The following is a 26078-nucleotide window of genomic DNA, read 5'->3' on the forward strand; positions in this document are numbered from 1 at the left end:
CCTGTTTATTGTGGAGCCTTTATAGTTAGCAGGTTATGCAGAAAAGGGTTAAATACTTTTGAATAGCGATGCAGCGCGGTCTTGGGGGTTTCCCCCATGAGCGACTGCATCAAGACAAGGCTCCACTATCTTACGGTAACTATCGCCTTTGGCGACGCTTGGCCGTAGGCCACGCCAAAGGCGAACGCGAACAAACCATGAGCGACTGCCGTGGTTTCCCCCACTCGCGCTTTGCATCAAGACAGGGTAATTATCCTGACATGATATAAGTCATGTTTCGTGTAAGCATATGCGCTACGCGCATTGGCTGATAGCTGTTCGGTGTAGCGTGCGCGTAGGCCGTAGGCCTTTAGCTGAATGCTTACAGTTGGTTTTGACCCCCTAACCCAATTTTGGGGATTAATGATGTCAAAGTACCTCATAATTTTGGGACATACAGGGGCAATGGGTAAGTTCTGTCCTATTTATTTGAATCAGTTTGAAGCTATTGAGATATAGCGTTTCGTGTAGGAGATGTAAACCTGTATGGTCTTTTTTTCTTGTCCAATAAAACTCCGGCCCCTCCTGGGAGAGGTTAGGGGTGTGTTCCTCTTGCCTTTTGCCTTTTGCCTCTTGCCTTTTTCAGCAATTCGTGTGTTTACAACCCAGATACAAACGCTATAGTTAAGCGATCGCGTTTTCCCCCCTGAGTCCTGACCTGACATTAATTAAAAATGGCATCCTCCACTCCCAAAGAATCCAGTGTTAATCCTTCGAGCCAAACCGAGTCTGAAAGTTTGGTTTCAGATTTCTGGAAATCTGTTAAAACTAACATCAAATTAAAGCATCAGGCTCCTCCAATTAAGCCTGTCCAACGTAACGGAAATCTACCCCTTTCCTTTGCCCAGGAGCGGCTGTGGTATCTCGACCAGTTGCAGCCTGGTAACTCTTTCCATAATATGCGTATGGCCCTTCGCCTCCAGGGTGTACTCAACATAGACGCACTGGAGCAAAGTCTGAGGGAAATTCTGTGCCGCCACGAAATCCTACGCACCACATTTACCGCTGTGGATGGCAAACCTGTGCAAGTCATCTGCCCAAATATCTCCCCAAATATCTCCCCAAATATCTCCCCAAATATCTCCCCAAATACAGTATTGGAGTTGCCAGTAGTAGACCTCCAGAAACTCCCTAAAACTGAGCGGGAAACTGAAACTCACCGACTAGCCACTGAAGAGGCTGAAAAGCCTTTCGACCTGGCACAAGGACCATTGTGGCGCTGCAAACTCTTGCGCCTGAGCGAAGAGGAACATGTACTGATCTCGACAATACACCACATCATTTTTGACGGTTGGTCTAATGCTGTTTTCTGGCGAGAAATGGTTGCGCTCTACGAAGCCTTTGTCACCGGGAAGCCGTCGCCACTTCCTAAACTCCTGATTCAGTATGCTGATTTTGCTCAATCACAACGACAATGGCTGCAAGGTCAAGTGCTGGAGTCTCAGCTTGACTACTGGAAGCAGCAATTACGTGGTCATGTTCCCCAGTTAGAATTGCCCATTGACTACCCAAAACCCACTGTCCCAACTCACCAAGGTAGACTTCAATATCTAGCACTATCTAAACACCTCACCAAAGCCCTCAAGACCCTGAGTCATCAGGAGGGTGTGTCTCTGTTTGTGACATTACTGGCGGCATTTAAAACCTTACTTTATCGATACACAGGTCAGGAAGACATGATTGTGTGTTCTCCTGTGGCCGGTCGCAATCGAGTGCAAACCAAAAAGTTAATTGGATACTTTAACAATATTGTTGTAGTGCGCACTGGACTGGGGGGAAACCCAAGTTTTCGGGAAGTAATCGGTCGTGTCAGCCAAGTCACCTTAGGAGCCACTCAACACCAAGACTTGCCCTTCCAGAAGCTGGCAGATCTGGTTCCCATTCCTCTGTCGAGAGGGATGTTTGCTCTGCAAAATACCCCAAGTCAACCCGAACAGATGGCAGGCATCACGGTTAGTCTTCTGCCTTCAGATCGGCAGACGGCAGATTTTGATTTGTTCCTGTCTATGCAGGAGACGGGAGGACAACTCAACGGGAGGCTACAGTACAAAACTGATTTGTTTGAGGCAGCTACAATTACCCAGATGCTAGAGAATTTCCAGGCTTTACTGGAAAGTGTCATTGCTAATCCGGATCGGCATCTGGAGGAGTTGCCCTCTTTTGGAAAGGCAAACCCGATTGACGCAGTGGGGTCATCGTCCGCGATCGCTATTGAACCCGGAAAAATAGAAACAGTCCTAGCACAACATCCCGATGTCGAAGAAAGTCTGGTCACTATTCAGGAAGACCCACCGGGGGAAAAGTGCCTGATCGTCTATGTAGTCCCAAATCAGAAACAGGTTCCCAGCCTAAAGGAACTGCGCCGTTTCCTGAAGCAGAAGCTACCCAACTATAGGGTACCTTCAAGGTTTGTTCCCCTAGAGGCAATGCCCCTCACAACTGACGGTAACGTAGACTATACTGCTCTACCAGCTCCCAACTTGATCAGGCAAACCCCAGAACAAGCCTATGTAGCACCTCGCACCCCCATTGAGCAAAAGCTAGCAGAAATTTGGGCGAAAGTCCTTTGGCGAGACCAAGATGTAGGCATCCATGACAACTTCTTTGACCTGGGAGGACATTCCTTACTGTCGATGCGCCTAGTGGCAGAAATTGAGGAAGCCTTCCAGAAAACACTCCCTTTAGCATCCCTATCCCAGTTAGCTACCATTGCTGAACTGGCTAGCTTTTTGGAGCAGGCAGCCGAATCAACACCAACACCCTCAGTCTTACCACCAATATCCCCACCATCATCACCCTTCCCTGAGCTGTCACCAGAAATCTATCGCAAACTATTGGCCTACAATGCTGGACGCAAAGGTCAACGAGCCGCCCCCAACTCCTTAATAGTAGGCATGAACACCTCTGGAACAAAGCAGCCCCTGTTCTGGTGTTCAGGACGGTTTCAACTCGTAGTTCAACTAGCTGAGTATCTAGGTCAAGACCAGCCCACCTATGCCATACACTCAGGGCAGTCTGCTATAAAATACACCAACGATAATATCAAAGCCTTAGCAGCATATTACGTCAGGGAAATTCTCACCATCCAGCCATCTGGGTCTTATTTACTGGGAGGAGGCTGCCATGCTGGAACGATTGCCTTTGAAATTGCCCAGCAACTACTCAGTCAAGGCAAAACCATCACCCTGCTATGCCTACTCGAAAAATTCATCCCCCAACTCTATCCAGGCCGGGTGGCACTTTTCTTCGGTCGAGACAGTGAGTTCAACCCTTACAACTCTTTCCAGAACCTGGAGTTAGGCTGGCGTAAATTTTATCAGGGAGGATTTAGTATAGACCTGGTGTCTGGAGCCCACGGACAGTTCTGGTATCAACCCCACATCCACGTATTCATCCCAAAATTACAGGCTGCCATCGAGAACGCTCAGAAGGAGGAAACATTACAAACTGCCATCGAGAATACTCAGACAGAGGAAACCGGACAGATTTTCTCTGAGAAAGCCTATCGAGCTGAGCTTGTTGCCCGACCATCCTTGGTAGCTTCGGCGGGAGAAACCATCTCGATTCCGATCACAGTCAAGAATATTTCTTCTGTGACCTGGCTATCGACCCATAAAAGTGCGATCCGACTAGGAAATCACTGGTTAGATCAGACCACAGAAGTGATACAGTGGTCTGATGGTAGAGTAGACCTGCCATCGGATTTGCCACCAGGGGAAGACATTGAATTGTCCTTGGAGGTGACCACGCCAGTCGAATCTGGTCACTACTTGTTAGAACTGGATCTGGTGGAAGAGGGGATAACTTGGTTCAAAGATTTTGGTTCCCAAACCACCACCGTTGAGGTGAGTGTCAATCCTGAGCAGGAGACGATTACCTTAGAGCAAGACAATCCTGAAGTTTATCGCTGCCGAGGTCACTGGGAATTTGAGAAAGGGGATGTAGACAGAGCCATCATCAACTACCAAAAAGCCCTTCAACTCGATCCAAGTGGGCCAGTTGAAGTCTATCAAAACCTAGGAGACGCTCTGAGTCAGCAAAAGCAGTTTCCATTAGCCATAACTGCCTACACCAAAGCTCTTCAGTTACAGCCAGACAATGGACATGTTTATTTTAGGCTCGGCAATGCTCAGCTGGAGGAAAAGGAGCTAGATAGTGCCATTGCCAGCTACCAAAAAGCGATTGAGCTGGCTCCTGCATCGGCTTGGATACACCAAAACCTAGGCAAAGCTTTGCATAAGCAAGGACAGTTAGAGTCCGCCATCGCTAATTACACCAAAGCCATCAAATTACAGCCCGATATGCCGGAGCTTTATGTTCAATTAAGTTCTGTTCAGCTCAGACTTGGACAAATCGAGTCACCCATAGCCAACTACACAGAAGCGATTAGGTTGTTATATCCAAACAATCTGAAGGTTTATTGTCAATTGGGCAACGCTTACCTAAGAAACGGGGATAGAAAAGCAGCGATCACCTGTTATCAAAAAGTGATCGAGGTCAATCCATCTTATGCTGACGCCTACCGACACTGGGGGAATGCTCTGACTCACTTCGGGGAGCTAGAGTCGGCCATAGCCTATTATCAAAAAGCAATTGAATTGCAGCCAGACAATCCCAATTTTTATTATATGTTAGGCAATGCTCAGCTTAAGCAAGGGGATATAGGAAATGCGATCGCTTCTTATCAAAAAGTGATTGAGTTGAATCCCAAACAGTTTAGAGCGTACACAAATCTGGGATACCTTTTCAACAAGCTTGGGCAACTAGATCAAGCCTACGCTGCTTACACTAAAGCCATACAGTTACAACCCAAAAGTCGAGTTGTGGCTCGCAGCTTGGAAAACCTCAGGCGAAAAAAGGGGGGGATATAGAAAAAGGGCTGTTGGAGCGAGAGCCAGATAAAATGCGATCGCGTCTTTGAGTGTAAAAGTTATAGAACAAGAATTCACGAATCACTTAAGTTAATGAGTAAATCAAAAATTAAAAACCAAAACCCAATCTTGACTTGGGTAGCTAAAGGTAATGCCCTCATAGAACTGGGAAAATTTGAGGAAGCTGAAGCAGTATTCCAGGAACTTTCCCAGAAATACCCTGAAAAAAAACAAGGCTATGGAGGTTTGGCTCGTGTAGCGATACATTGCCAACAGTGGGAGCTGGTTGTTGAAAGACTTGATTTAGCAATTAGCCTTTTTCCAGGTGATTGGAAGTTTCTGTTGCAGAAAATCAATGCCCTATTGAATATTCCCTTATTTGAGGAAGCCAAACAGCTAATTCACGCTGGACAATCACGGTTTACCCAAAACATACAATTCACTATCGCTGAAGCGAATTTCTTCCAAAAACAATATAATTACCGAGAAGCCCAAAAAATCATGAAAACAGCCAATCTAAGATATCCGGAAAATTTGACTATTCAACTTGAGATGGCTTACAACCATTTACAACTTGGCGAAATTCAAGACGCCAGAAGCCTACTAGATAAACTTAAACAGAACAGCTGGTGTAAAAAAATGCATCGATTTATAGAACTTTACTTAAAAGTTTTGAGCTATGACTATGATAATAATCTAGGTGAACTTAAGCAATATATTCAGGAAATTATATCAAGCCCAACGTTTAATAGCCAATGGTTTAATAACGGGCTGCTCATCCAGTATGCCCAAGTATTAGTTAGTCAAGGTCATTATCAAGAAGCCTATGAATTATATAATCAGTTAACCAGACAGGCTCCTGGTAACTCAATGGTTTATAAAAAACAACTTCTTGGCCTATTTGAATTAGAAAAAATTACTAATATTGAAAAATTCAGCAATTTTGAGCAAACCCCTCAATTAGGGATTTTAGTAGAAGAAACTAGTCAGTCCCTACAGGCTCGACTCACCTCTTATCTAGGCACTCATTCAGACTTTACAGAAATTAATAGTTTTTTGGGGAAAGTTATTAAAAAAAATCAACAACTATCAAGCAGCTATAAAACCGTTTTATTGAATACTTATATTTCTCCATTTGAGGTCTATAAAATCGCTTTTATTATCCTAGATAATATCCTAAATAAAATCCCGTTTTCCTTGGTTAGATTAGGGGATGGAGAAGGGCATTTTTTAGACTACCAAGAAACATTTCAGGATTTACAAAATCAGGATCGTGAAGAAACACAAATACTTTTTTGGGGTAATGTACAGATAACTAGACATGACTTTAAAAAACTTATTCCTGACTATGTTTCAGCTATCAAAAATGCTGATATAATCGGAATTCCAGAACTCTATAGATTTTGTAAATCATTAAATTCTCAATTAATAAAAAACAATTATGGACGAGAAATGCGAGGGTTACTTTCTATAATTAATACCCTAACTGATTCAAAATTTAATCAGGAACACTCTAGGGATAAACTTATCAATCAAACCCTGACATCCTGTAACATTCATCACGATCTTGAGACCTGGGGACTTTATCGATTAATTTTCAATCACTTAAAGGAATGTTCAGTGATTTCATGTCACGATAATATTAGTCAAGTTCTCAGAGAAAAATACGGAGTTGCGGTTAACCGGTTATATAAAATACCGTCAGAATATAAATTTTCGCAACTGTTTAATTATGAAGACCAGCAAGCTCAACCTCATTATCCTTACTATTTTCATCAAATCTGTTCCGAAATTACTGTCTCCTATAGAGGAGAGGTATTTCTGGTGGCTGCAGGTTTCTTAGGCAAGATCTACTGTAATATTATCAAAAATCGCGGGGGTATTGCCCTTGATATTGGCAGTATTGCTGACTATTGGCTAAATTACAAGACAAGATGGAGTCTTCAGGGGATTCCTAATCCTAATTACTATGGGAAGTTTGCGAAACTAATTAATAGGGATCTAAGGGGGGCTCAAGGAGCTTCATTGTCTTTACAAAAGTTAAATCAAAAAAATTATAAGTCAACTTATTACTGTGATAGAAATATATATAGCGCAAGCGACCTGTTTTCAGAATGGGGATCGGTTAAAGAAAAACTCTTTCTTATCACTGGTCATCCCAGATGTGGTTCCGGATTTATGAGTAACCTATTCAGACAATTGGGATTTGATATTGGTCATGAAAAACTCTGTCAAGATGGTATATCAAGCTGGTTAATGGCTGTCAAAGACCTTAAGGCTCCTTGGGGAGATCAAAGTGCCTCTTACTACGTTAAGTTTAACTATTTAATTCTCTATGTCAGAAATCCTCAAGATGCTCTGCAATCAATCCTGTTAGAAAATGAAGTTGAACGTTCGTTTAATTTCAGAAGAAACCATATCCTGAGACAACTTGATTTTGATATCAATCAATTTACTCATCCTTTGGATAAGGCTATTGCCTCTTTCCTAGGGTGGAATAAAATTATTGAGCTTCAAAAACCTGATCAAGTCGTCAAAGTAGAAGATTGTCTTGAAGATATTAAAAGGTTTATCACTCAAAAATCCCTGGCTAAGTTATTACCTGATGTTGTAGAAAATGTTTTGAACAACACCAAGATCAATAACAGCTATCAAAAATTTGCTAAAACCAAGCCTAACTTGACAGCAGAAGATTTTATTAAAATTGATAAAACTCTCAAACAAAATCTGATAAAATTCTGCAAAGCTTATGGTTATGATCATAATTTTATTGGCGGATAAATTAAGGTTATAATTGGAAAAATCAGCTAAATTAATTCATATTAAATAATCACTTTTTAGGTAAGTTCATGAGTAAGTCAGACCCTAAGCAGAGTAATGTACAGGACGCTATTGACTATTATCGTAAAGTAATTCAACTTGATTCCAATCAACCTCCAGGACTGTACCAGAGATTGGGAAATCAATTACTTAGGACAAATCATGTACAGGAAGCTGAAGCAGTTTTCCAAGAACTCTCACAAAGGTACCCTGAAAAGCTGCAAGGATATGAAGGTTTAGCTCGTGTGGCACAACAAACTCAGCAGTGGGAGTTGGCACAACAAAGGTGGGAGAAAGTGCTGGAGTTGTCCCCGAACCATATCCGGGCTTTGGTTAGTAAGGGGAATACACTGATAGAGTTACGAAAATATCAGGCAGCGGAGGCAGTTTTCGAGGAACTGTCACACCAGCATCCTGATCAGCCCCAAGGCTATGAAGGTTTGGCGCGTGTGGCACAACAAACTAAGCAGTGGGAGTTAGCCCTGGAGCGTTGGAATATCGCAATCAGTAAGACAAAGGCGAAGTCGAGCTATATCGGAAAATGCAGATTATTAGTTCGTTTTGTTGAGGATGAAAAAGCATTTAATGTCATCGATACTCTTATTGCTGAAAAAGGAGATGATCTAGAAATATTACTAGCCAAAGCTGATTTACTCATGTCAGCCTTAAGATTTGACGAGGCAGTTAAACTCCTTATAGGATTAAGGAATGACCATCCAGAAAATTTGAAAATTAAGCTCTTACTCTCTCAAGCTCTCATCGGAGCGAAACACTTTGATGAAGCCAGTCGCCTAATCGAAGAACTGCCCAACTATCAGAATTTCTCTCAAGGAATCATTAAACTCCTAAAAACCTGGCAAAAAAACTACCAGAGTGGAATTAGCTTTGAGCAGCCAAAAATTTTTGGCATAGGGTTAAGTAAAACGGGAACAACTTCTCTTGATAAAGCGTTTATTATTCTCGGCTATGCTTCACTTCATTTTGAAAATCCTATCACTAAAAAAGTTATCGATTTAGAAGATATTTTGTATTATGATGCCTTCTCAGATGCCTCGATATGCTTCAGATTTGAAGAATTATTTTTTGCTTTTCCAAATGCTAAATTTATCTACACAGAACGAAATTTAAAAGATTGGATTAACTCCATATCTAATTTGTTTATTTACCGTGGCTTCAGTACCCCTACAGGAGTGAAAGCATGGCTTAATAAACGTGAATTTAGTATGATTGAAAAAGTTCGGTTTAATTTAATTCATCGTTATGCCTTTGAGAGTTTATATGCTAACCATTCGACTTGGGAGGAGGTATATACATCTTTTGAGAGACGAGTCAATAATTTTTTTCAAGACAAACCACCAGAAAAATTATTGAAACTAAATATATGCAGTGGTGAGGGCTGGGAAAAGCTCTGCAAATTTCTAGAGGTTCCAGTTCCTTCCCAACCATTCCCTCATCTGAATAAAGGTCCTGGCAACCAAAGTCATCTTTCCTTAGTTCTGTAACTGGTAGGACTTAGGAAGTTTATTTGATTTTGCCCTCCCTAACCCCCCAATACTGCCGGGAATTAGCGGATACTTCGCTTTTTTACAGATGGGGATTTCAGAGTGCCTTGCGTAATTCCTGACTGGAAATGTAGCAGAATACCAGCAATTACTAGTTATCATAAAATAAGTACCTGGACATAAATTATGTTAACTCTGTTCAGGGCTCTCTAGGAATTATGGGTACTGGGTAAGGATTCAGCCTACCGCTATCAGCTATCAGCTAAAATGGACCGAAACCTTGATCTGGCAACCATTAGTCCTCTTAAAAGGACTTGATTTACTCGCTGTGGCCGTTTAATCCCTGATGGATTATTGGGATTGGAGCAAGATCTCAATGTAGGCATTCAGCCGTCAGCTGTCAGCCGTCAGCTTAAAATAAACTTCGTTCGCATAGCCTGCGCATCACGCAAACGGGAGCATTTAATCATGCTTACCTGTTTTATTCAAAAGCACCTCAAGTAAGGTGCGCTATGGGCATAAGCTGATAGCTGTTCGCTTAGGGTGGCCAAAGGCCTTTAGCTGATAGCACCTCAAGTAGCGTGCGCTTAGCGCATAGGCTGATAGCTGATAGCTGAATGCTTACATCTCAATAAAGGATTTATGCGATCGCTTATTTCAGTATGCTGCCCTCAGGGATGGATATATTTTTTTTTCAGGGATGGATATATTTTACTGAATCTTTATCAAAAAACACTATTTTTACTCAGTTTATTTATTAGTTCTTTATAATAAATAACCAGTTTTTTCATAAACTAATATTGATCTATACTGCAGCCAAAAAAAAGCGCGATTAGGCTTGAGTCAGTCTCAAGCTCTACAAAGACACGGAAAAATGTCCTGACCGATGGGCTATTAACCTGCATCTACCAAGAACTTCCAGAGGTCTTTAAAGCTCTCCAGCAGTATTTTGACTAACGGCACCTTGCCATTAAGGATATATAGCGTTTCTCTCAGTTATGAGGTACAGTCTTCTTTGACGTTGATTCCCTGTTAGGTGCGCTCTTACTTGGCGAATTTAATTCGCCACGGGTCGCACCTCTTGATGCAGCGCATCGCTATTCCCTATTCCCTATTCCCTATTCCCTGTTCCCGTCTTGATGCAGTCGCTCATGGGGTTTCCCCCATGAGCGACTGCATCAAGACAACAGGTAAGCATTCGTTTAATAGTCACGAAATTCACAGGCTTCTAGCCTGTGCCACAAAGCTGATTAGCTTTTACCCAGACTTTGATTCTCATTAATCTCGAACTATTAAATTCGACCGTTTGCGTATCGGCGCACCCTACGCTGGGTTTATTTTAAGCTGTTCGCGTAGCGTGAGCTTTAGCTCACGGCTGACCGCTGACGGCACCTCAAGCAGCGTGCGCGTAGCGCATATGCTTAGTAATTAACTCATTCATTGTTGGACTTATAATTGGTTAATTTAAGGTATGTTAAACTCAGAAACTGTAGTCAAGCAACTCAAAGAAATTATTGCCACAGAAGTAGATGCCAATCTTGAGCTAGAAGATATTGATGAAAATGCCTCTCTATTTGAGGATGGCTTAGGACTTGATTCTCTGGCAATTATGCAACTAATTACGTCAATTGAAAGACACTTTTGGTTGCGATTTACTGACGATGATATCAGTCCAGATAATTTTGAAGACCTCACTATTTTATCGGAGTTAATTGCCAGTAAATTAACTCTTCACAGACAGCCTTAAGGTAGCCATAACATCACTGACTGCTTTGCCATGGGTAAGCTGTTAGAAAATAGGCTGACGAATTTGAAGGTATTCCTGCTCATTGCCTGGAGGTTATTTATAATGGTGTGCTTCGTTTTTTCGGCGGTTTGCATAACTATCAGGTACACATTGTTTCTCCTCTTCCCTCTTCCCTCTTCCCTCTTCCCTGCTCCCTGCTCCCTACAAACCCAAAACTTTGTACCTAACTGAAGTGCAAACCGCTGTTGATAGTCTATTATACCAATCCTAAATGAATTGTGAGAATTTTTTTTCCCTTTTCCCTACTCCCTGTTCCCTGTTCCCTGTTCCCTGTTCCCTGTTCCCTTTGGTATATTAGGTGCATAACTACTAATTGTTTGTTTATGAAATAATTTAAAGGGGTGCTTGCTACAACTTAATTAAATAATTTACTAAGAGTAAACTAACAAATAGATAGTTCTGAATATCTAGCTATTTAATTTGAGGAGTGGGCTTCGATGGTCCTGTTGATCTCAGTCTCTCCCCACACCACTTTTATCAAGTTTTATTTCAATGAGAGTAAAGTGAGTAACGGGGATATTTTGTGTCTATTTTCTCTTAGTAAAGCTAAACATTTAGCTAGGTTAAACTTAACTCATGCATAATTGCACTCAATTAACAGAAAAAAAAAGACGTGAACGCAATCGGAAACGTTCTAAACGAAGAGCTATTTTCTGTCCAATTCATCGTTGCTACCTGGATAGCGTTAGTCAAAAATATCGCTTGTTTGCTGATCGAGCAGGACAACTAATGCAGCGTGGTCTTAAACGAAAATATGCCTTGATGCTGATATCGAGTCAAACCGCAGTACCTCTTGAAGGAGAGTGGCTAGAGGCTTTTTGGTGTAGTCAGTGCCAGGAAACCCAGTGGTATCACGTGTGCAAGACAGGCGATCGCACCTATAACCTATCTTTGGCTCCAGATCAGTTATGGCAGCAGGTAACAGGAGTGATAGATCCTCAAGGAAATCCCTCAGTCGGAGAGTTTACCCGTCGGCAGTCTAGAAGGATTGGTTTTCAGGGTGTTAAGGATTTTGGGGCAATTTAGCTTTTTATTTTATGATCTATGAGTAGTCAAAGAATAGCTGCTAAACCGAAACTAGTCATTGAAGTAGAGCGCAGGGAAAAGCAGTACTGGAAAAACTTGTGGCGCTACCGTGAGTTGTTCTATAAAGATTGGTTCAAGCACATTTTCGATTCAGAATCCGTAGAGGTTGAAATTGAAGATCAATGTCTTCGTGATTACGGCAATAGCCAATATCGGTTTACTGTCTTTATCTATAAGTAATTTAGATAAATATTAACCCCTTATTAAAATATAAATTACAAAAATATTACTATTGTTAAAAACTACCTTAAAAGACTTTATATATAGACGTTTTTTATGGGATTATAATAATATGAATAAACCAGATAAAGCAATTGATAAGTCTCAAAAAGCTATTGATATTAATGGTGAGCAGCCAGGTTGGATATACCTAGCTTTAGGTTATGTACATTATAACAACAATCAATTAAATGATGCAATTTATAATTACAAAAAAATTATTGAAATCAACTCTAATCAACCCAGTTTTATCTATAAAAGACTGGGTAATGCTTTAGAAAGTCAAGAAAGATTATCAGAAGCCATTTCAATTTACCAACAAGGAATCAGAACTAATCCAGATCATCCTGAGCTTTATATTTGTTTAGGGGATAGTTACGCAAATTTAGAGCATGTCGAAAAAGCTATAACAACCTATTATAAAGCTATAAGCCTGCGATATAAAAATCCTCAACTCTCTGGTTTTTTAGACGTTGAAGCAATTTTATCATCTTATTCAAAAGCAATAGAATCAACGTGTATAGAGAATTTTTATTACCATATAGGTAAAGCATTGAGTTATAGGCAAAATCTAAATCAAGCTGCCAAATTTTATAGGAAGGCTATTCAGATTAATCCGGAAATGTCGGCGGTTTACCAAAACTTAGGTGGTGTTGCTGCACAGCAAGGTAATTGTGAAGAGGCGATCGCCTTTTACATTAAGGCTATTAAGTCTGATCCAGGGAATGAGGAGTTCCATAATGAACTGTGGTGGCACTTATTATCTATCCCTATCGCACTACAAAAATTGGAAAAAATCGATAACCTTGCTACAAACATAGTGCAAGTAGCAAATGAGACCAAAACCATGAACCAGTCTAATATAGCGCCTTTAGAATCTGATCATGGTGATTCTCTCAAAAATAGCCCACTCTTCTCAAACTTAATGGCTAATTATGAAAGAACTATCCAGTTGGCAACTCGCTCAAGTGAGACTATTTCAGCTAAAGACATGGTAGTGGTTCTTGCTAAAAAAAATAAAGCGATACATTTAAGGCTTTGGCAGCAATTTAAATTTATAAATTCTCTACTTAGGGAGCATGATATCAATTATTGGGCTATTGGTGGCACCCTAATTGGTGCTATTCGACATCAAGGTTTCATCCCTTGGGATAACGATATTGATATTGAGATGAAAGAATCAGATCTAAATCGACTTTTCTCTTTAGAAGATCTACTCAATCAACATGGATTTTATTTGAAAAAAATTTCTAAAAGTTATTATCAAATTGCCGACAATTTTGACCTTTTTATATATGAACAAAGAAAATTGCCATCTCAAGGTGGCGAGCAACTATTTCCAGATGATCATGAAATATTCCCTTTGCAAAAATTGAAATTCTGTGACTTTGAGATTTATGCTCCCCATAAAGCAGAGGAATATCTGAAAAGGGCTTACGGAAATGATTGTCTGCAAAGATGCCGAATTTGGAATACTCATTTAAACAATTATTTTAAACCTGGCCATGATCCAGAAAGGTATGTCTTGAGCATTGATGATGTTAAGAATATATTTAAAATATGACTATAGCTTTTTAGTTTTATAAAAATGGCAATCAATAGTAATAATTTCAGAGCAATTATCTTAGCGGCTAATTATGGAAGGCAGATGCGGCCCTTGACTAACCATACTCATAAAACATTATTATAGTACGGTGAAAAGACAGTTTGGCAACGGATCATAGATGCTCTGTTGTATGCTCATATTGATTGTATAACCATCGTTACAGGTTATCCCAAATTGCGGATAAAACTAGAAGATATTTACTTGAATTACTGGCACTTGAGCAACCAATCATCATTCTGACTCCAACCATAACAACTATATTAACAACTAGATTGCAGACGGGAGCTGAGTATGCTAAGCAACGCTTTTTATTTCATTCATAAGATGGCGATTAATATAGGATTTATACCATCAGAGTGGTTCTGTTTCTCTGAATATGACCCACGGAAGTTCTATGTATTCGCGGATCGAAGGCTAGTTTTTATAGAAGTTCCCAAAGTGGCCAGTTCCTCCATTTTGTACGCAATTGGCAAGGCTTATCAAGTCGAGTTCCAGCATTTCATACATAATGATCCGTTTTGGTATATTGAACGAGACAGGTTAAACCCGCAACAGCAAGAGTTTTACAAATTTGCCTTTGTGCGAAATCCTTTTGATAGATTAGTCTCTTGTTATAAGAATAAACTAATTCAGGTGCGCCACCAGACTAAGTGCAATCCTATTAGATATTTATTCGAGGGGTATATTCCTTTGGATGCTACTTTTGATGAATTTGTCAAAATCATCACCAAAATTCCTGACTATCTTGCTGAGAAACATTTTAAATCTCAGTACGCCATTTTGTCCCATGGGGGAAAGTTATTGCCTGATTGGATAGGGCGTTTTGAAACCTTAGCCGATTCCTGGGCAGAAATCGCTCAGAAATATGCTTTTGAACAGGACTTACCAAAATTAACATCAACTGAGCACCTCAAGAATACACCACCAGATTACCGAGCATACTACACAAAAGAATTGGCCGAGATGGTTTCCAGACGGTATAGAAAAGATCTGGTGTTATTTGGATACACCAAGGCTTACCAAGAACTCTTGGACTTTTTAGACAACAAGTAACAGATAAATCACTAGAGATGGAAGAAATCACTTACCTCATTGCCAACTATAACAACGGTAAGTATATCACAGATTGCCTCAACTCCCTCCACCAACAAAGCTCTCCTAATTGGCGTGCTATCATCGTTGATGATAAAAGCACGGATAATTCGATACAGATAATAAATTCGCAACTTACTGAAAAAATTAAATTCTTAAAAAACGAGCAAAATATTGGTTATACACCCACGCTCATCCGCTTAATTGAACAGGCTACCACCGATATCGTGGGCATTTTAGATCCCGATGATGCACTGTACCCAGAGGCAACAGAACTCGTTTTGCAAGCTTATTGTGAGTATCCTGAGGCGGGTTTTGTCTACACCAACCACGATTATTACAATGAAGAGTTAACAGCCAAAATCGGGTCATATCTTTCATCTGCCATCCCATCAGGCCGCACGAGTTTGATGCATGGAGTGGGTGCCATGAGGACCTTTCGACGCTCGCTCGGCATATGCCAAAACTACAGGACTTGATCCAAGCATCTTGTATGCCGAAGATCGGGATTTAGTCTACAAAATGGAGGAGGTGACACCCTTTGTTTTTGTTGATCTAGCACTATATAAATATCGTTATGTGCCAAATTCACAAAGCCATAACCCACAAAAACGCAGACTCGGAGACAAAAATCATCGTCGTGCGTATCGTAACGCCCTAGCTCGCCGCCAAATTACTGGGCGGCGTAAAATTGGCCATTTGCTGTGGCTATACAGCCACCAGTTGTTACGTGGACAATTCCCAGGGAGACTCAAAGGGATTGTCAGTTGCTGCTTGCCCTATATAAACCGAATTGCATTCTGTCTAGCAGCGAGGTAATCAGAATGTATTAGGACTTACGCAAATACCTCAATTTAACGCTACCTGTAGGGTTGGCAAAACCTTGATCACCCTACCCATGGAGTCTGTGCGTAAGTCCTGTGTATAAAAAAATGAGTTTTATCGCTTTGGAAAACCCTTATGGCGAGGCGCATTGGCACCAACCACTCAAAGACAGAGGAAAAATCCAATTTATGACGGGTTTAAGGATTAGGGTCAAGCAAACTAGATTTGAAGGAGGAAGATCAGATGACGTTAGTTCGCATTATTGCAAACTGGGATTGGCCCCATTGGAGATCGGCCACTCCAAATCATAGTGGCATCTGGGAAGGAATAAAGTTTACCTTAGAACCTGTCGAAGAGTGCGATTATGTCATCGTCTTAAATGGAGCTAGTAAAACCACCACCATCACCTGCCCACCAGAACATATCTGGTCGATGCTTCTTGAACCACCCACTGAATTTAGAAAGCCTTGGCATGTCAATCCGTCTTACTCTTTTCGCATGTTCACCACCGATGTGGACCTAACAGGCTCACAGTATATCCATAGCCAACCCGCTTTTACTTGGCATATCAATCAAGATTATGATTTTCTGGCTTCTTTTAAAGCACCTGAGAAAACCCAGCAACTATCTTGGATTACCAGTGGACAAAGAGTATTGAAAGGGCATCGTGTCCGGATGGATTTTTTAGAGCAAATTCAAGGAAAATTGGATTTCGATCTGTGGGGACGGGACTTTAATCCGATAGATGATAAATGGGATGGTTTGGTTTCTTATCGCTATTCTTTAGCCATTGAAAACTATAGCAACCCTTTGTACTGGAGTGAAAAGCTAGCCGATTGCTATTTAGCATGGTGTATGCCCATTTATTATGGCTGCACGGGGATTACCGATTATTTCCCCCCCCGAGAGCTTAATCCAAATCGACATTAACCAGCCAGATGCTGCGGTGGAGAAAATTAAGGAGGCTATAGCCAGCAACGCTTGGCAGCAGAATCTGGACGCCATTGCATACGCACGGGAACTCATCCTCAAGCGATACCAGTTCTTCCCTTTTATGGTGTGCCAGATTCGTCACTTTCAAGCCACCTATGGCTCCTTTTTCCAAAAGCAGCCAGTAACGATTGCGCCCCGGAAAATCAAAGACAGGCTTTGGCCAAGAGGGGTGCGAAACAGCAAAAATTATAGCACTACGCATTAAGCTGTTTGACATTGATACAACCTGAAAAGCTTTTGTAGTAAACTTTTGCCTTTTGCCTCTTGCCAATGCCATTGCGCGTAGCGCTATAACTTGTTCATTTACCATGTCTGGGAGGAAAACCTTGATCTCCGTCATTATTTGTACCTATAACCGAGCCGATTTGCTCACGGATGCTTTACACACCGTTTGCCAGCAGACCCTTGAGCACTCCGAATACGAAGTTATTGTGGTCGATAACAACTCAACTGATCAGACGGCTACCGTAAGCCAGTCATTTGTGGCACGCTACCCCCATGTAAGTTACTGCTTCGAGCCGCAACAAGGGCTTTCTCATGCCCGTAATCGGGGCTGGCATGAGGCAAAGGGCGAGTATGTGGCTTATATTGATGATGATTGTAAGGTACCAGAAGGGTGGTTAGCGGTTGCTAAAGAGGTGATTGAGGGCGTATCACCCACAGTGTTTGGTGGACCTTATTTTGCTTTCTACAACACGCCCAAGCCAGCTTGGTACAAGGATATCTATGGCTCTAATTTTCCTTATGGCCAAGCACAGCACCTAGAAAGAGCAGAAGTCCTCTATGGCTCAAATCTTTTTTTGCGGCGCAACTTGTTTGAATGCGTTGGAGACTTCGATCCAAAATTAGGCATGAGCGGCCAAAAGATTGGTTATGGGGAAGAAACGGAGTTACTCCACCGTATCTGTGCCACCATGCCACAGGCCGTGATTTATTATGAGCCAAGGTTGTGGCTCTACCACTTGGTGCGCTCCGAAAAGATGAGCTGGCACTGGATTATTTCCGCCCGTTTTGCCCAAGGGCGTAACTGTTATTTCGTTTATCCGCCTTCCAACTCAAAGCTGATATTTATTATAGTACAAGTGGTCAAGTACAGTTTACTTTTACTCTTTAGCGTGCCCTTTGGCTTGCTGTTTCGGTCTCGAAAGCAATACCATTATTTCGATAATTTTTTATATGAAGTCATCTGTAATGATATTGAAACATTGGGTAAGCTTTATGAGCAATCTCGACAACTCATTCTGTGCCAAGGGTGAAGCGGTGTAAGCATTCATCTCATGTCCGGTTGAATACTTACACTCTAGCCGAATCGAAGGCAGAAGGCAGCTATGCTGAAGGCAGAAGTAAAGGAGTAAGGTTTAATCGGAGATGGTTTTTTATCACTAATTATCCGAACATGATATTAGTATCTGTACTCTCATTTAATGTGGATGGGATAGGCAATCACGGCTCAACTTATCCAGAAAGCTAGGATGGCATTGTTTGCCCCAAGTTGGTATGGCATTATCAACCTACAACGAAATGAACATCCTCGCTGCAAGCAGCGGAGTATCACTTCACGATTGCTCACACCCTAAGCGGTTTGCTATTGTTCCACAGTACCCTGCGAGGGTTGTTGTTCACAGACACAGCAAGCTGCGGGGAATCAGACCCAAAGAGCTTGAAGAAGGACTTCAAATGGAAAATCGATATAAAGTTGGATTATTAATAATTTGCACCGGAAAATACCATCGCTTTATGGAGGGATTATATGAAAGTGCTTCTAAGTTTTTTATGAATAATCATGATGTGACCTACTTTTTTTTTAGTGATCAAGATGATATGAAGCAATATCAAAATATGAAAATTATAAAAATCCCACATCTACCTTGGCCACTGATAGCCCTAATGCGCTATCACTTTTTTGATCAGTACCGAGCAGTGTTGAGCGACATGGATTTTCTCTTTTGCTGTGATGTAGATATGCGTTTCGTTTCCCTGTGTGGCGACGAGATTCTGCCCAACACGTCATCGGGCTTGGTAGGAGTAGATCATCCCGGCTATTGTTTGATGCCGCGCCTGAAATCAAAATTTGATCGTCTATTAGAAAATCATCTATTAAAAAAAATTGGCATAACTCCTCGAATTACAAACAAACGCCTACGGGGCACCTATGAAACGAACCCTATCTCTACTGCTTATATAGCTCCCGATCAGGGCGAGGTTTATTACGCTGGTGCATTCAATGGTGGACGCACGGATGCATTTTTGACCATGTGCGATCATATCAAACAGAATGTAAATCAGGATCTTAGCAAGAATTATATTGCCGTTTGGCACGACGAAAGTCATCTTAATCGCTATTTTATCAATCATCCACCGAAAACTTTGTCACCGAGCTACTGTTACCCGGAATCATGGAATTTGCCATTCCCAAAAATTCTTTTGGCTTTGGATAAAAATCATCACGAAATTCGTCGATAAGTACCTACTCCATCTGTTGAGAGAAAGTAGTGGCATAGGTTCCAATGAAAGGTAAGTGCATGGGCGTTGTTATCGTGAGATTGAGTGGTGGATTGGGCAATCAGATGTTTCAATATGCAATCGGACGTAAAATAGCCCTCGTTAATAATGTTCAATTGAAGCTAGATATTTCATCGTTTGAACATGATCTACTTCGCATGTACAACTTGTATTGGTTTCAGATTAAACAAGCTTTTGCTAGCTCGGAAGAATTGGCAGCACTCAAGTCATTAAGACAAACAAAAGAGTCGAATCCAGTTATTATTCGGTTAAGACAAGTAATGAAGCGGTTTGCAAGCTGGAAGGTTTTCAGGGAAGAGCAGTTGATGCCATTTAACCCAAATATCATGACTAGCTCTGACAAGATTTATTTAGACGGCTACTGGCAAAGCGAGAAGTATTTTTTGGATATTGAAGATGTTATTCGGCGTGAGTATACATGTAAATATGAGCCAAATGCTCAGAGTAAAAAAATAGCCGAAATGATAGCAAATAGTCACTCCGTTAGCATTCATGTTAGAAGAGGTGATTATGTCTCGAATCCAGCGAATAACCAATTACACGGTACCTGTAGTTTGACTTATTACCAGCAATGCGTCGAGCAGATTGCTAAAGAAGTGCTTCATCCGCATTTCTTTGTTTTCTCTGATCACCCTATTTGGGTAAAAGAAAATCTATGTTTGGACTACCCTATGACATTTGTCACCCATAATAACCATCTTAGAGATTATGAAGATTTGTGGCTGATGTCTCATTGCCAGCATCACATTATTGCCAATAGCAGCTTTAGCTGGTGGGCAGCTTGGCTCAATCCAAATTTGAATAAGAAAGTGTTTGCCCCGAAGAAGTGGTTTAACGACCCTCGTTTAGATACACGAGATTTACTCCCTGACAATTGGATCAAAGTATGAGTCAAATAACCGAGACGCCACTGGTTAGCGTCCTAATGCCAGTTTACAACGGTACCTTATATTTACGTGAGGCCGTTGATAGCATATTGAGTCAAACCCTCAGCAATTTTGAATTTATCATTGTTGATGATGGCTCAACAGACGAAACTCCTAGGATTTTGGATAATTACAATGATCCACGCATTGTTAGAGTTACCAATCAAAGCAATCTGGGAATCGTCGATTCGCTAAATCGTGGGTTGAAGATGGTGCGGGGGAAATATGTGGCTCGGATGGATGCAGACGATATTAGCTTGCCAGAGCGCTTAAGGCAACAGGTCCAATTTTTGGAAGAACATCCAGAGATAGGAATTTTGGGGACTGCCATTACCATCTTGTTTGACGAAACAAATAGGTCCGAGAGTACAGACTGCTATTACCCTAGCCAGCCCGGTATTGTTCGTTGGAACCTCTTTTTTAAGAATTCTCAAACCGTTGCCCATCCAACAATGATGGTTCGGCGAATAATTTACGAACAATTAAAAGGGTATGACACTACTTTTGTCCATGCGGAGGATTATGATTTCTTGTTGAGGGCTTGTTTTCACACAGAGATCACGAATTTGCCAAATATTCTGTTGCATTATCGAAGACATGGTCGAAATGTTAGCTATATCCATCGTCAAGCACAAGCCAAAAACGCGATCCTTGCCCAGCGGAAAACACTTTGCGCTTTCTTATCTCAAGAACTCTCCTTTGAAACCACTCATGCTTTGCATGTTCATCAATGGAAGGCAATCAACCTGGCAGAAACCCTTAACGTGGCTAAGTTACTCTCCCAACTTTATCGAACTTGTATAAGTTCATTCAGGTTGACTCAAAGTGAAAGAGAGAAAATCCAGCATGATGTACTGCAAGGGCTAAAGAAGTTGGCATTAACACGGAAGGTAGGAGAAAAGCAAATGCTTTCAATAAAACTATGGTGGATATGGCTCATGATCTACTTTTATAAAGATAACGGTCAGGGTAATTGCATCTCAATCGAGCTCCAAAATGCTGTAACACTTCCTAAAACTTGATCATCTTCTGAGCTCACAAAAGCACACCAATTGATTGGTCTTGCACCGGTTCGGCGTTTATGATCTAGGGCTTTACTGAGAAGAGGGGCGTCCATTACCTCCTCCAACTCACCTGCTCAGTCCCGATCAACTACGACTAACACCTGAGTCACCCTCCCCACACTCCCCTTAATTATGGGTATTGAACCAGACTTGATATTACACGCACCTGGCTTGTCGCCTTCCATCATTATGGAAACAGTTGTCATAGGATCATCAAGATGTCGTTAAAAGTGTGTTTGCTGGTGATTTATAATCACAAATTTACTAAAAATGTTCCCAAAATTGAGAAGCTGTATGGCCACAGATTTGAACATATTTACCATCTGATGCCTTTTTATCAGGGAAACGCGAACAATATTATCCCTGTATTTGAATCATCGGCTTGTTTTCAGGGCTATATTGCTCAAGCCCAATCTCGTCTTCCCGCGAGTGATTATTATGTATTCATTGGGGATGATGTACTCCTACATCCCGACTTAAACGCTCAAAATTTGATTGAAACATTGGGGTTAAATCCAGATTCAGGATATATCAAGTTCCTGATACCTCTGGAAAAAGTCTCTTTTGCTTGGTCTCACAAGCTAGACGTGATACGCAAATACATAGCCAATTCTCCGTGGGTGACCTATCGAGATGAAATTCCATCCTTGGCGATGGCTATTGCTATCCTGCAAGCCAAGCAAATAGAAATAACTGGTCGCTTATCTGTGGGAAATTTGCTAGCCCATAGCTTCTTTCCTATGATTCGACGTGAATACCGAGAGTACTACTATGAACCTTGGCGATTTCTGGAGGCTTTACTATTTTTATTGAAAAATCGGTCAAACCTTAAAATGCCATATCCGCTCCTCAATGGATATTCTGATTTGATTGTGGTTCCAGCCAGTGTCTTCGAGAAGTTTTATCATTATTGCGGGGTCTTTGGGGCGATGGATTTGTTTGTGGAGGTGGCGATTCCCACCGCGTTGGCCTTGAGTTGTCCGAAGGTCGTGACCGAAGCGGATACGGCTTGGCATGGTTATGAGATGTGGAATGTACAAGAAAAGGCTGCCTTTACAGATAAAGCCCAATCTTACAACTACGAGATTTCTAGGTTGTTCGAGTCATATTTCACACCAGATTTGCTGTATGTCCATCCCGTTAAACTATCCCAGTGGAAGGTATAGAAGTTCTTATGACGAAAAAGTATATTATTGTTACCACAATTAATGATAAAACAGAAGGTATTAGTCATTTTGAACAATTTCAAGATTGGCATATTGTCTTAGTAGGTGACTGCAAGACACCTGCCATCGACTCATCAGCAAATCTGACTTTTCTATCGGTTAGCGAACAAGAAAAGTTAGGATATGAGTTGGTTAAGCACTGCCCATATAATCACTACGCTCGTAAGAATATCGGTTATTTGTATGGGATTCAAGCAGGGGCAGAGGTGATTTATGACACCGATGATGACAACTGGCCTACCCAGAGTTGGGGAATCTACGATTTTTATGGCGACAGGCAATATGTGACCGAACAAAAATTTGTAAACATCTATCGTTATTTCACAGAAAAGCTAATTTGGCCGCGAGGGTACCCTTTAGATGAAATCCAGCATCAGACCGAGCATCAGCTTCTTAATACCGAGCCTGTCTCGATTGGGGTTTGGCAGGGGTTGGTCGATTTAGACCCTGATGTGGATGCTATTTACCGCTTGATCATCGGTGAAAACATTACCTTTGCCAAGAATAGCTCTGTGTTTTTGGGAAAGGAGCAATATTGTCCCTTCAATTCACAAAACACATTTTGGCATAGAGATGCCTTTCCCTACCTTTATCTGCCTTCAACTACAAGCTTCCGGTTTACCGATATATTGCGTGGATATATTGCCCAAAAACTAATGTGGAACCAAGGTATATATCTCGGATTTCAGCCTGCTGACGTTTACCAAAAGCGCAATCCACACGACCTGATGACAGATTTCAAGCAAGAAGTAGAATGTTACCTTGGGGTCAAAGCAATTGTGGCTTTGCTGGACACAGTGGAATTGGGAGAAAACCCCCTTGAAAATTTGCAAGTAGTCTACACATCTTTGGCAGAGGCTGGATTTGTTAGTGCGCTTGAGGTCTCGATTTGCCAAGCGTGGTTAAATGATTTGACCCGCATTCTTGAAAACAAGCACAACTATTACATCAAAGAGGGGGCTGCTTGAAACCGATCAAAATTCTTCTAGTACAGTGCGAAATCGACAATTGGCGAGTGGCACGGCCATGGTCATATAATGTCCATGTTGGTTGGGAAGTGGGATTCCATGCCAACAACGTCCAGTTCTTGACAATCTTGACCTAAGACCCTGAGGGCGCAAGCCCCTGGATTCCATCCATGGGGTTAGCCCGAACAGGAATTTATTCCCTAAACCTCTTTCTGGTTTTGAACGTACCGTTTGATTGTCTCTAATGGAGCGCCTCCAACTGTGGACAAGAAGTAGGAATTAGTCCACAAAGTAGGCAGTCGGCTTTTTAGGTGAGGAAACTGTTCCCTGAGGTACCTACTGGTTGCTCCTTTGAATCGTTTTACCACTCTGTGAATACCAAACTGTGGATCACATTCACAGAGTAAATGAACATGATCAGGCATTATCTCTAATTCGATGATTTCAACTTGGATCTCTTCTGCTATTTGGTGGAGGAGTTCTTTTAATCTTGCTTCCACCTCTTCCACTAATACTGGCCTGCGGTACTTGGGACACCACACGACATGGTATTTGCATGAGTAGACAATGTTTTTGTTGTATTTATACTTATTTTTCATTTCGTCCTGGACATTATCTAGTTGGCGTGTATATACTATAAAAGTACACGAAAGATAACGTCAAGGAGGTAATTTTAGTGCTAGCAATGGAGTTCAAAGCCGTCCTCACTAAAAACCAACAGAAAGCTGTAGACGAAGCTATTCGTACATCTAAATTTGTGCGAAATAAAGTCTTGCGCTACTGGATGGACAATAAGGGAATTGGCAAGAAAGAACTCTATCGCTATAACACTCTATTACGAGATGAGTTTAAATTTGTAAAAGACCTCAACAGTCATGCTTGTCAGGTTTCCGTTGAAAACGTAGAAAGAGCCATTAAGCGCTTCTTTGACAACTGCAAGAAGAAAGCCCCAGGAAAGAAGGGTTACCCAAAATTCAAGAAGCATTGTCGTTCTGTTGAGTACAAGCAATCTGGTTGGAAGTTATCACCAGACAAGAAGTCTATCAAGTTTACAGACAAAAAGGGTATTGGTAAAGTCAAGCTCAAAGGAACCTGGGACTTGTGGTGGTTTGATCAAAAACTGATTAAACGGGTTCGGATTGTCAAAAAAGCCGACGGCTACTACGTCCAGTTTTGTGTCAAAGTAAATAGGACTGAAGAACTGGATAAAACTGGATGCGCTGTTGGGTTAGATGTAGGTTTAAAAGAATTTTACACCGATTCTGATGGCTACTCTGAGCCTAATCCTAGGTTCTATAGAAAAAGTGAAAAACGTGTAAAATTTTGTCAACGTAGGCTTTCCCGAAAAAAGAAAGGCTCAGCCAACCGACGAAAAGCCAGAAACAGACTAGGTAGGGCACACCTCAAAATAAGTAGGCAACGTAGAGAACATGCCTTGAGACTGGCGCGTTGCGTAATCCAATCTAACGATTTGGTCGCTTACGAAGATTTGAAGGTCAAAAACTTAGTTAAAAATCATTGCCTTGCTAAGTCTATTAATGATGCTGGTTGGCGTCAATTTCGGGGATGGTTAGAGCATTTTGGCCAAAGGTTCAACAAGATTACTGTTGCAGTAAATCCTGCCTATACCAGCCAAAACTGCTCCGAGTGCGGTGAGGTAGTCAAAAAGTCTCTATCAACTAGAACTCATGCCTGTAAATGTGGTTGCAACCTAGATCGTGATCACAATGCCGCCAAAAACATACTTAACAGAGCCTTGAGTACGGTGGGGCACACCGAAACTTTTAAAAACGCTTGGGGAGATCTGTCCTCTACTAAACCTGATTCCGGTCTGGTTAAGCAAGACAGTTCGTTGAACCAAGAATCCCCTGCCTTCTAGGCATGGGGAGTGTCAATCAATTGTCAAGGCATCGCAAACTACCAAAAAGCCATTGAGCTGTAAGCATTCAGCCGTCAGCCGTCAGCCGTGAGCACCTCAAGTAGCGTGGCCAACGGCCAAGGCTCACGCTGCTTGAGGTGCTTTCCATAACTCAGATTAAACTTTTGCTTACTTGTTTTCTTGATGCAATAGCGAGTGGGGTTTCCCCCACTCGCTATTGCATCAAGACAGGTAAAAGAGTTTTAGGTTTTTTTAATAAAAGGTCGTTTAAATGCGGGACAGCTTAGTCCTCTTGAAAAGACTTGATTTACTCCCTGTGGGAGTTTAATCCCTGGTGGATTATTGAGATTAGTGCAAGATTTCAATAAAGGATTAATGCGATCGCGTTTTTCAGTGTGCTACCCTCAGGGATGGATATATTTTTTCTCTCAGGGATGGATATATTTTACTGAAAATTTATCAAAAAACACTAGTTTTACTCAGTTTATTTATAAGTTCTTTATAAGAACTTTCCAGTTTTTTCATAAACTAATAGTGATGTATACTGCAGCCAAAAAAAAGCGCGATTAGGCTTGAGTCAGTCTCAAGCTCTACGAAGACAGGGAAAAATGTCCTGACGGATGGGTCCTTAA

The 26078-nt window shown here is 41.4% G+C and carries 22 protein-coding genes and 1 pseudogene; 21 read left to right on the forward strand and 2 right to left on the reverse strand.

The annotated features are described in order from the left end of the window. Positions 1 to 68: 68 nt before the first annotated feature. The 13 genes and pseudogenes from BJP37_RS36130 (at position 69) to BJP37_RS10275 (ending at position 16797) form a co-directional block, all read left to right on the forward strand. Positions 69 to 269 carry a hypothetical protein gene (locus tag BJP37_RS36130; RefSeq protein WP_143727552.1) on the forward strand — a complete coding sequence of 67 codons (201 nt, stop codon included), beginning with the start codon at positions 69 to 71 and terminating at the stop codon, positions 267 to 269. Positions 270 to 713: 444 nt separating this feature from the next. Beyond that, positions 714 to 4910: a condensation domain-containing protein gene (locus BJP37_RS10230; protein WP_075898544.1), complete on the forward strand. Its 4197-nt coding sequence runs from the start codon at positions 714 to 716 to the stop codon at positions 4908 to 4910. A gap of 93 nt (positions 4911 to 5003) precedes the next feature. After that, positions 5004 to 7691, forward strand: a complete 2688-nt coding sequence (locus BJP37_RS10235; protein ID WP_075898547.1) for a tetratricopeptide repeat protein — start codon at positions 5004 to 5006, stop codon at positions 7689 to 7691. Positions 7692 to 7864: 173 nt separating this feature from the next. Next, positions 7865 to 9232, forward strand: a complete 1368-nt coding sequence (locus BJP37_RS10240; RefSeq protein WP_158069509.1) for a sulfotransferase — start codon at positions 7865 to 7867, stop codon at positions 9230 to 9232. Between the two features lie 1084 nt (positions 9233 to 10316). Next, the gene (locus tag BJP37_RS36135; protein WP_143727553.1) at positions 10317 to 10514 is read left to right on the forward strand and encodes a hypothetical protein; all 198 of its coding nucleotides are present in this window, start codon (positions 10317 to 10319) and stop codon (positions 10512 to 10514) included. A 189-nt stretch (positions 10515 to 10703) separates the two neighbouring features. Then, entirely contained in the window at positions 10704 to 10979 is a 276-nt protein-coding gene (locus tag BJP37_RS10245; RefSeq protein WP_075898552.1) for an acyl carrier protein, read from the forward strand. A gap of 636 nt (positions 10980 to 11615) precedes the next feature. Further along, positions 11616 to 12065 carry a hypothetical protein gene (locus tag BJP37_RS10250; protein WP_075898555.1) on the forward strand — a complete coding sequence of 150 codons (450 nt, stop codon included), beginning with the start codon at positions 11616 to 11618 and terminating at the stop codon, positions 12063 to 12065. 18 nt (positions 12066 to 12083) lie between these two features. Beyond that, positions 12084 to 12188: pseudogene (locus BJP37_RS44925) on the forward strand (ABC transporter permease); the annotation flags it as partial. A gap of 229 nt (positions 12189 to 12417) precedes the next feature. After that, on the forward strand, positions 12418 to 13908 hold the full coding sequence (locus BJP37_RS44255) for a LicD family protein (RefSeq protein WP_075898560.1): 1491 nt from the start codon (positions 12418 to 12420) through the stop codon (positions 13906 to 13908). Between the two features lie 366 nt (positions 13909 to 14274). Next, the gene (locus tag BJP37_RS10265) at positions 14275 to 15003 is read left to right on the forward strand and encodes a sulfotransferase family 2 domain-containing protein (protein WP_158069510.1); all 729 of its coding nucleotides are present in this window, start codon (positions 14275 to 14277) and stop codon (positions 15001 to 15003) included. Positions 15004 to 15020: 17 nt separating this feature from the next. Beyond that, the gene (locus tag BJP37_RS10270) at positions 15021 to 15521 is read left to right on the forward strand and encodes a glycosyltransferase family 2 protein (RefSeq protein ID WP_075898566.1); all 501 of its coding nucleotides are present in this window, start codon (positions 15021 to 15023) and stop codon (positions 15519 to 15521) included. A gap of 10 nt (positions 15522 to 15531) precedes the next feature. Beyond that, positions 15532 to 15861: a hypothetical protein gene (locus BJP37_RS36145; RefSeq protein WP_143727554.1), complete on the forward strand. Its 330-nt coding sequence runs from the start codon at positions 15532 to 15534 to the stop codon at positions 15859 to 15861. Between the two features lie 249 nt (positions 15862 to 16110). Further along, positions 16111 to 16797 carry a glycosyltransferase family 10 domain-containing protein gene (locus BJP37_RS10275; protein ID WP_143727555.1) on the forward strand — a complete coding sequence of 229 codons (687 nt, stop codon included), beginning with the start codon at positions 16111 to 16113 and terminating at the stop codon, positions 16795 to 16797. Here the strand turns inward: BJP37_RS10275 and BJP37_RS10280 are convergent. After that, the gene (locus BJP37_RS10280; RefSeq protein ID WP_075898572.1) at positions 16778 to 17200 is read right to left on the reverse strand and encodes a hypothetical protein; all 423 of its coding nucleotides are present in this window, start codon (positions 17198 to 17200) and stop codon (positions 16778 to 16780) included. The two genes, BJP37_RS10275 and BJP37_RS10280, sit on opposite strands and share 20 nt — an antisense overlap. On the opposite strand from BJP37_RS10280, the gene BJP37_RS10285 reads away from it, so the two are divergent. From BJP37_RS10285 to BJP37_RS10310, 7 genes are all read left to right on the forward strand, one after another. Continuing rightward, positions 17187 to 18116, forward strand: a complete 930-nt coding sequence (locus tag BJP37_RS10285) for a glycosyltransferase family 2 protein (protein WP_075898575.1) — start codon at positions 17187 to 17189, stop codon at positions 18114 to 18116. The genes BJP37_RS10280 and BJP37_RS10285 overlap by 14 nt on opposite strands. Then, positions 18113 to 18331: a hypothetical protein gene (locus BJP37_RS40920; RefSeq protein ID WP_143727556.1), complete on the forward strand. Its 219-nt coding sequence runs from the start codon at positions 18113 to 18115 to the stop codon at positions 18329 to 18331. Before BJP37_RS10285 ends, BJP37_RS40920 begins: the two co-directional genes overlap by 4 nt. Positions 18332 to 18357: 26 nt before the next feature. Then, a complete protein-coding gene (locus BJP37_RS10290; protein WP_081431131.1) occupies positions 18358 to 19323 on the forward strand; it encodes a glycosyltransferase family protein in 966 nt (321 codons plus the stop codon). Positions 19324 to 19367: 44 nt separating this feature from the next. Continuing rightward, the gene (locus BJP37_RS10295; RefSeq protein WP_075898577.1) at positions 19368 to 20273 is read left to right on the forward strand and encodes an alpha-1,2-fucosyltransferase; all 906 of its coding nucleotides are present in this window, start codon (positions 19368 to 19370) and stop codon (positions 20271 to 20273) included. Continuing rightward, a complete protein-coding gene (locus BJP37_RS10300; RefSeq protein ID WP_081431132.1) occupies positions 20270 to 21331 on the forward strand; it encodes a glycosyltransferase family 2 protein in 1062 nt (353 codons plus the stop codon). The genes BJP37_RS10295 and BJP37_RS10300 overlap by 4 nt, the downstream gene beginning before the upstream one ends. A 260-nt stretch (positions 21332 to 21591) precedes the next feature. Next, positions 21592 to 22539: a hypothetical protein gene (locus BJP37_RS10305; RefSeq protein ID WP_075898581.1), complete on the forward strand. Its 948-nt coding sequence runs from the start codon at positions 21592 to 21594 to the stop codon at positions 22537 to 22539. An 8-nt stretch (positions 22540 to 22547) separates the two neighbouring features. Next, positions 22548 to 23567, forward strand: coding sequence for an STELLO glycosyltransferase family protein (locus BJP37_RS10310; RefSeq protein WP_075898583.1), 1020 nt, complete (start codon positions 22548 to 22550; stop codon positions 23565 to 23567). 200 nt (positions 23568 to 23767) lie between these two features. Here BJP37_RS10310 and tnpA read toward each other — a convergent pair whose 3' ends face one another. Continuing rightward, positions 23768 to 24166 (reverse strand): IS200/IS605 family transposase, encoded by a 399-nt coding sequence (tnpA, locus tag BJP37_RS10315; protein WP_075898585.1) that lies wholly within the window; start codon positions 24164 to 24166, stop codon positions 23768 to 23770. A 77-nt stretch (positions 24167 to 24243) separates the two neighbouring features. Between tnpA and BJP37_RS10320 the strand changes: the two genes are divergently transcribed. Continuing rightward, complete coding sequence (locus BJP37_RS10320; RefSeq protein ID WP_075898587.1) at positions 24244 to 25446, forward strand: RNA-guided endonuclease InsQ/TnpB family protein; 1203 nt, start codon at positions 24244 to 24246, stop codon at positions 25444 to 25446. Positions 25447 to 26078: the final 632 nt, after the last annotated feature.

It is taken from the genome of Moorena bouillonii PNG (genome assembly GCF_001942495.1).
Taxonomy (GTDB): Bacteria; Cyanobacteriota; Cyanobacteriia; order Cyanobacteriales; family Coleofasciculaceae; genus Moorena; species Moorena bouillonii.

Bases quoted from the DNA above. Each gene is read 5' to 3' on its own strand.
- BJP37_RS10290 (WP_081431131.1), top strand. From the start codon at position 18,358: ATGGCATTATCAACCTACAACGAAATGAACATCCTCGCTGCAAGCAGC.
- BJP37_RS10250 (WP_075898555.1), top strand. From the start codon at position 11,616: ATGCATAATTGCACTCAATTAACAGAAAAAAAAAGACGTGAACGCAAT.
- BJP37_RS10270 (WP_075898566.1), top strand. From the start codon at position 15,021: ATGGAAGAAATCACTTACCTCATTGCCAACTATAACAACGGTAAGTAT.
- BJP37_RS10275 (WP_143727555.1), top strand. From the start codon at position 16,111: ATGACGTTAGTTCGCATTATTGCAAACTGGGATTGGCCCCATTGGAGA.
- BJP37_RS36135 (WP_143727553.1), top strand. From the start codon at position 10,317: ATGCAGCGCATCGCTATTCCCTATTCCCTATTCCCTATTCCCTGTTCC.
- BJP37_RS44255 (WP_075898560.1), top strand. From the start codon at position 12,418: ATGAATAAACCAGATAAAGCAATTGATAAGTCTCAAAAAGCTATTGAT.
- tnpA (WP_075898585.1), bottom strand. From the start codon at position 24,166: ATGAAAAATAAGTATAAATACAACAAAAACATTGTCTACTCATGCAAA.
- BJP37_RS10235 (WP_075898547.1), top strand. From the start codon at position 5,004: ATGAGTAAATCAAAAATTAAAAACCAAAACCCAATCTTGACTTGGGTA.
- BJP37_RS10300 (WP_081431132.1), top strand. From the start codon at position 20,270: ATGAGTCAAATAACCGAGACGCCACTGGTTAGCGTCCTAATGCCAGTT.
- BJP37_RS10280 (WP_075898572.1), bottom strand. From the start codon at position 17,200: ATGACGGAGATCAAGGTTTTCCTCCCAGACATGGTAAATGAACAAGTT.
- BJP37_RS10245 (WP_075898552.1), top strand. From the start codon at position 10,704: ATGTTAAACTCAGAAACTGTAGTCAAGCAACTCAAAGAAATTATTGCC.
- BJP37_RS10230 (WP_075898544.1), top strand. From the start codon at position 714: ATGGCATCCTCCACTCCCAAAGAATCCAGTGTTAATCCTTCGAGCCAA.
- BJP37_RS10265 (WP_158069510.1), top strand. From the start codon at position 14,275: ATGGCGATTAATATAGGATTTATACCATCAGAGTGGTTCTGTTTCTCT.
- BJP37_RS10305 (WP_075898581.1), top strand. From the start codon at position 21,592: ATGTCGTTAAAAGTGTGTTTGCTGGTGATTTATAATCACAAATTTACT.
- BJP37_RS10295 (WP_075898577.1), top strand. From the start codon at position 19,368: ATGAAAGGTAAGTGCATGGGCGTTGTTATCGTGAGATTGAGTGGTGGA.
- BJP37_RS10310 (WP_075898583.1), top strand. From the start codon at position 22,548: ATGACGAAAAAGTATATTATTGTTACCACAATTAATGATAAAACAGAA.
- BJP37_RS36130 (WP_143727552.1), top strand. From the start codon at position 69: ATGCAGCGCGGTCTTGGGGGTTTCCCCCATGAGCGACTGCATCAAGAC.